Annotated in this window: 7 protein-coding genes and 1 tRNA gene; 4 read left to right on the top strand and 4 right to left on the bottom strand. The window is 42.5% G+C overall.

Going from position 1 to position 5,149, the window contains the following annotated elements:
- Nucleotides 1-626: 626 nt before the first annotated feature.
- From F7C14_RS03870 to F7C14_RS03855, 4 genes are all read right to left on the bottom strand, one after another.
- Nucleotides 627-854 carry a type II toxin-antitoxin system HicA family toxin gene (locus tag F7C14_RS03870; protein ID WP_367114326.1) on the bottom strand — a complete coding sequence of 76 codons (228 nt, stop codon included), beginning with the start codon at nucleotides 852-854 and terminating at the stop codon, nucleotides 627-629.
- A gap of 34 nt (nucleotides 855-888) precedes the next feature.
- Entirely contained in the window at nucleotides 889-1,101 is a 213-nt protein-coding gene (locus F7C14_RS03865) for a type II toxin-antitoxin system HicB family antitoxin (RefSeq protein ID WP_290900113.1), read from the bottom strand.
- A 976-nt stretch (nucleotides 1,102-2,077) separates the two neighbouring features.
- Nucleotides 2,078-2,299: a hypothetical protein gene (locus F7C14_RS03860; protein WP_290900111.1), complete on the bottom strand. Its 222-nt coding sequence runs from the start codon at nucleotides 2,297-2,299 to the stop codon at nucleotides 2,078-2,080.
- A gap of 164 nt (nucleotides 2,300-2,463) precedes the next feature.
- Nucleotides 2,464-2,537, bottom strand: a tRNA-Met gene (locus F7C14_RS03855).
- An 81-nt stretch (nucleotides 2,538-2,618) separates the two neighbouring features.
- Here F7C14_RS03855 and F7C14_RS03850 point away from each other — a divergent pair.
- From F7C14_RS03850 to F7C14_RS03835, 4 genes are all read left to right on the top strand, one after another.
- Nucleotides 2,619-2,933: a hypothetical protein gene (locus F7C14_RS03850; protein ID WP_290900109.1), complete on the top strand. Its 315-nt coding sequence runs from the start codon at nucleotides 2,619-2,621 to the stop codon at nucleotides 2,931-2,933.
- 30 nt (nucleotides 2,934-2,963) lie between these two features.
- The gene (fen, locus tag F7C14_RS03845; RefSeq protein WP_290900107.1) at nucleotides 2,964-3,974 is read left to right on the top strand and encodes a flap endonuclease-1; all 1,011 of its coding nucleotides are present in this window, start codon (nucleotides 2,964-2,966) and stop codon (nucleotides 3,972-3,974) included.
- Nucleotides 3,974-4,477 (top strand): MogA/MoaB family molybdenum cofactor biosynthesis protein, encoded by a 504-nt coding sequence (locus F7C14_RS03840; protein WP_290900105.1) that lies wholly within the window; start codon nucleotides 3,974-3,976, stop codon nucleotides 4,475-4,477. The genes fen and F7C14_RS03840 overlap by 1 nt, the downstream gene beginning before the upstream one ends.
- On the top strand, nucleotides 4,474-5,149 hold a 676-nt coding region (locus F7C14_RS03835; RefSeq protein WP_290900103.1), incomplete at its 3' end, for an AAA family ATPase. The genes F7C14_RS03840 and F7C14_RS03835, both read left to right, overlap by 4 nt.

Genomic DNA, 5,149 nt, shown 5'->3' with positions numbered 1-5,149 from the left:
GGTTCTACAGTAAGTCATGGATGCTAAAAGTGTTGATAAAAGTAAAATTATTTAGAGTTTAACAACTGCAATCTTCATTTACGTTTAAAAGTTAAAGAGACTCTCTTTTCTTAAAATAAAACTCTCCAGTATCGTCTTTACAGTCTAAGTTTTCCCCTATCGTTACACGAATTTATCAATATACCAATAAAATTGCCGAAATCGCTTAATCCCCACTCACAGCTAAAATCTTTCAAGATGATGCGCTAATAATTTCTAAATCTAAGAATATGGACTAAAAGAAGATGTGCCGAGGGTAGGTTGCTTTTACTCCAGCGTAGTTTCCCCCACTATGACTCAAACCCGAGGTGTTGCCTACATATTATATTAGAGTAACATGAAGCGGGAAGTATTTGTCAAAGACTTTTGCGTGAAACATCCCAGTTGGTAGTTTATTCCGTGTATAGATTCACGGAAAGAGGTAGTGTGCATGAGAGACAGAGATGCAAAGATCAAAAAGATGTACAAGGAAAGTACGAGAGGTTAGCGAGGTAAGTGGCGGAAGTTGAGGCTAAATTATCTCCACTCCTATTCTTCGCGAAGCAAAATCTACAGATTTTTGAAAAGACCAAAGTTGGAATAAAAAATCAAAGCAAGTCAATAAACTCTTCGACGCTCAATCCAGCCTGTTTCAGTATTATTCTTAGAGTTCCCTTCTTCAGCGAACGATGTAGAGGAACTGTAACTTTAATCACCCCTTCATCCGTCCTCTTTTCCAAACGTACGTGGCTTCCTTTTTGTCTCACGACCTTGAAGCCGACTTTGTGCAGAGCTTTAATCACATCTTCACCAGACACCACCGGAAACTTCACCAAAACCACCGATAATGAGAGGATTGAAAATAGAGGGTCAAAGCGTTATCTCAACGACTTCTGCTTTCTTACCCTTGATCTCTGCTTCGATCTCTGCATCGTCAACATCAAGGTAAACTTCGATGGCTTCCTTAATATTCTTCAATGCTTCTTCTCTGGTCTCCCCTTGAGAAACGCAACCCGGTAAAGCAGGAACGTAAACAACATATCCACCTTCTTCAGCCTCTTCAAGAATGACTTTAAACTTCATAGCTGTGAATTGTCTAAAGAAGTTGATAAAAGTTATCTCCTAAATCTCTTTTAGTCCTCTTCCAATCTGATTCCCCATCCCGACCTTGTCGTAGACCGAATCGGAGCTGATGATTTTTCCCGCACAATATGCAGCGTGAAAAGCGTCGAAAACACTCAGTCCGTGATCTCTAATGTATATCGCCGCTTTGAGTATTCTCTCGTCTTCGATTCCATAGATTGCTATGACGCTCGTGAATAGCTTTACGACGTCGAGGTCGTATTTCTTAGCAAAGAAGGCAAGCTCTAATTAAGGTTACAATGGACGTCGTTATCTACCCTTCGTACTCTTTCAGAGCCTTCTTTGCTTTCTCTTTAAGCCAGTCCTTTTCCTTGAGGAGCGTAAGAAAGAAATCCATGTCGGCATAAATCATTCGATTTCCTCCATAGCCGCTGCTTCGATTTCTTCCCTAAGTTTTTTGACTGGCTTATCAGAGAGTTTTTTGCCGATTTCCTCAAGCTCCTTCAGAGGATCTGATGGTTCGGTATCAGCAGAACTCCACCTTTAACCTTGACGATGAAAACCTCTCCACCAATCTTCTCTCTAACGGATTTCGGAAGATATACTCTCTTTATCGTCAACTTTCGCCCTCAAAATAACATCGAAAATCACAGTAGCAGTAACCGAATTTAACCGGCACAACTCATTTAATCGATTACTCTGCCTGAAGCTATCAGCAGTTCTTCGAACTTTCCGGCTTTTGGAAGGCATAGCTGAGAAGAGGCAGAGGAAATAAACGGGAGCAAAAAAGCCGCACGATCTGGTTTTGTTAATCGCCTTGACTTACATGACACTCCAGAATGGCTGGAGCTTGCGGGAAGCGGTGAGATGGTGGAAGGAGAACATGTATCTGTTGAGAAAGCATGAATACGTCAAGTTCAATCGCCGAGCACGATGATTTTAAAAAGACATTGAATTCGATGGATCCAAAGATTATTCAGCGTAAGAAAGAAGTGTTTGTGACGATGATTACCCCTTCCTCAACCTCGACGTCAGGGTTTTCCAGAAGGTGCTTCCAGTCTTCGTAATTCATCAACGCAACGTAGTCATCTGGATGTCTTTTCAAGTACCTCTCAAGCCTCTCCAAACTGCCGTACTTCTTTTCGAACTCCTTAATCAAGTCCTTCGCCCTAACCTTTCTTACGAACTTTATCTGCATAACTCATCCCTCAACTTTTCCATCACAAACCTTCCATACCCCTACATATAGTTCTCTGCAACATACGGATTCTTCAAACATCCCTCACTCAAAAACCAAAATAGACACTCCCATAAGTTATGATGCTGTTTTTCGAATTCTGGGATATGAATTAAAAGAAAGGATGCCGAGGGCGGGATTCGAACCCGCGACCTACGGATTATGAGTCCGTCGCCCCGACCAGCTAGGCCACCTCGGCAGCTCAATTAGATAGCTTTCACGACGATATAAATCGTTTTTGGGAGTTAATAATTTATAGTTAGTCGAAAAAATAATGAGCATGCAGAGAGAAATCTTGTTCGCTGCTTTGATGGTTATTTCAGCGGTGATTTTAACTTGGAAGTGGCTTTCGCTCTACGACAGGGTCGATGCGATCGTAATATTTTCAGCGTTTCTTCTGACGTTTTCCCTTGGAATGCTTTTGCTGAGCTTGGAGTACAGAATGTACAGAATGAGGGAGGAATTCGAAAACCTGAAGAGGCTTATCGCCGTAAATGCCGACGACCTTGAGTCGAGGATAGATGGCAAGTTTAAAATTTACATGGAGAGCTTGGAGGAGAGATTGGAGAGAATCGAGAGGAGACTCTACAGATAACGTTTTATCTTTGAAGAGTTACTATATTACATGGGTGCCGACATAGGGGAACTCTTCGAGAGGGAAGAGGTAGAACTGGAATTCTTCTCTGGAAAATACGTAGCTATCGACGCTTTTAACGCTATCTATCAGTTTCTTTCAACAATAAGACAACCGGACGGTACTCCTCTTAAGGACTCTCAAGGAAGAATCACCTCTCACCTTTCCGGGCTTCTTTATAGGAATGCCAACCTGATCGAGATGGGTATCAAGCCAGTATACGTTTTCGATGGAGAGCCACCAGAGTTTAAGAAAAAAGAGCTTGAAAGGAGGGCTGAACTGAAAAAAGAGGCTGAAGAAAAATGGAAAATTGCACTGGAAGCTGGAGAAGATGCGAAGAAGTACGCTCAGGCGACGGCTAAAGTTGACGAGTACATAGTTGAGAGCTCGAAAACCCTTCTGGAGTACTTGGGAATTCCCTACGTACAGGCTCCGAGCGAAGGAGAAGCTCAGGCTGCTTACATGGTGAAAGTAGGTGATGCCGATTATACCGGAAGTCAAGACTACGATTCCCTCCTCTTCGGCTCTCCCAAACTTGCGAGGAATCTAACAGTCACAGGTAAAAGAAAGCTTCCGGGAAAGAACGTTTACGTGGAGATAAAACCCGAAATCATAGATCTCGAATTTAACTTGAAAAAACTGGGAATAACGAGGGAACAGCTAATAGACATCGCCCTTCTCGTAGGCACAGATTACAACGAGGGAGTAAAAGGAGTTGGTGCAAAGAAGGCACTCAAGTACATAAAGACCTATGGAGACATTAAGAAAGTCTTGAAGGTACTCAGAGTTGAGATAGAGCACTTGGATGAGATAAGAGAATTTTTCCTGAATCCTCCAACCACAGATGATTACGAGATAAAATTCAGAAAACCCAAGAAAGATAAAGTAATAGAGTTCCTCTGCGAGGATCACGATTTTAGCAAAGAAAGGGTAGAAAAGGCTGTTGAGAGGATTGAAGAAAACATTTCATCGAGTCAGATCACCCTCGACAGGTGGTTCTGATGCACGAAGCTAATGTGGACGTTAAAATTGGAGTAATAACCGTTTCCACCTCAAGGTACGAAAAGTACGGAGACGTTAGGCTGGAAGATTTGGAAAACGTGGATGACGAGTCGGGAAAAACGATAGTTAAAGCCTTTAAAGACAGCACCGTCGCGTACAAACTCGTTCCAGATGACACCAAGATGATTTTAAAAGCTGTTCTTGAGATAGAGGCTGATGTCGTAATTCTCACCGGCGGAACTGGCTTAAATCCAAGAGACGTCACAGTAGAGGCTCTCGAAGGTATTTTCGATAAAAAGATAGAAGGATTTGGAGAGGTATTCAGATACGAGAGCTTGAAAGAAATCGGATACAACGCCATTCTCTCAAGAGCTACAGCGGGAGTCGTTAACGGAAAAGTCGTCTTTGCCCTTCCCGGATCAAAAAAAGCTGTGGAACTTGGAGTTAAGATAATAAAAGACGTTTTGAAGCACGTTGTTACCCATGCAAAAGGTTTAAAATGAGACTCGAAGTTTTCGACGAGGACTTCGTCCCCGAGAGAGTCCTTTTCAGAGAGAAACAGATGGATAGGTTAGCTACAAACTTAGCTCCCGCCGAGTTTGGAAGCAGAGCCACTAATACCGTCTGCTTGGGAAGCCCGGCTACGGGAAAAACCACGGTCGTCAAATACGTTTTAAATCAGCTTCAAAACGCAAAGTACGTTTACGTGAATTGTCAGACGAGTAGAACTAAGCAGCAAATATTTTTCAAAATTTTCGAAGGTTTGAGAGGATTTTACCCTCCAAGAGGCGTTTCACTTCAGAAAGTTTTCAACGAGTCTTTGAAAAAGCTCGATTCTCCTCTCGTTTTAGTTCTCGACGATGCAAACTTTGCGGAAAGAGGGGTAATAGAAGAAACGCTTTTATCCATTCTCAAAGCTCACGAAGTTGTCGAAGGTGTGAAGACGGGTGTAATTCTTATTTCAACTGATTTTAAGTATCTTGCAGGGTTTTCCTCCGAGCTTCTTTCCGTGTTCCACCCAGATGAAATATACTTCCCTCCCTACAGCGAGGAGGAAATTAGAGAGATACTTCTTGACAGAGCAAAACTCAGCTACGTCAACTTCAAAGAGGAGGCTTTCGAGGAGATAGTCAAAGAAACATCCAATTACGCCGACTTAAGGTACGGATTGAGCT

The sequence above is a fragment of the Ferroglobus sp. genome, from assembly GCF_015521575.1.
Classification (GTDB): Archaea; Halobacteriota; Archaeoglobi; order Archaeoglobales; family Archaeoglobaceae; genus Ferroglobus.
The sequence above is the reverse complement of the archived record's forward strand: the minus strand, read 5'-3'. Positions and strand labels throughout refer to the sequence as shown.

Excerpts from the sequence above, each read along its gene's own strand:
- F7C14_RS03860 (WP_290900111.1), bottom strand. The coding sequence starts at position 2,299 with ATGCAGATAAAGTTCGTAAGAAAGGTTAGGGCGAAGGACTTGATTAAG.
- F7C14_RS03840 (WP_290900105.1), top strand. The coding sequence starts at position 3,974 with ATGCACGAAGCTAATGTGGACGTTAAAATTGGAGTAATAACCGTTTCC.
- F7C14_RS03865 (WP_290900113.1), bottom strand. The coding sequence starts at position 1,101 with ATGAAGTTTAAAGTCATTCTTGAAGAGGCTGAAGAAGGTGGATATGTT.
- fen (WP_290900107.1), top strand. The coding sequence starts at position 2,964 with ATGGGTGCCGACATAGGGGAACTCTTCGAGAGGGAAGAGGTAGAACTG.
- F7C14_RS03850 (WP_290900109.1), top strand. The coding sequence starts at position 2,619 with ATGCAGAGAGAAATCTTGTTCGCTGCTTTGATGGTTATTTCAGCGGTG.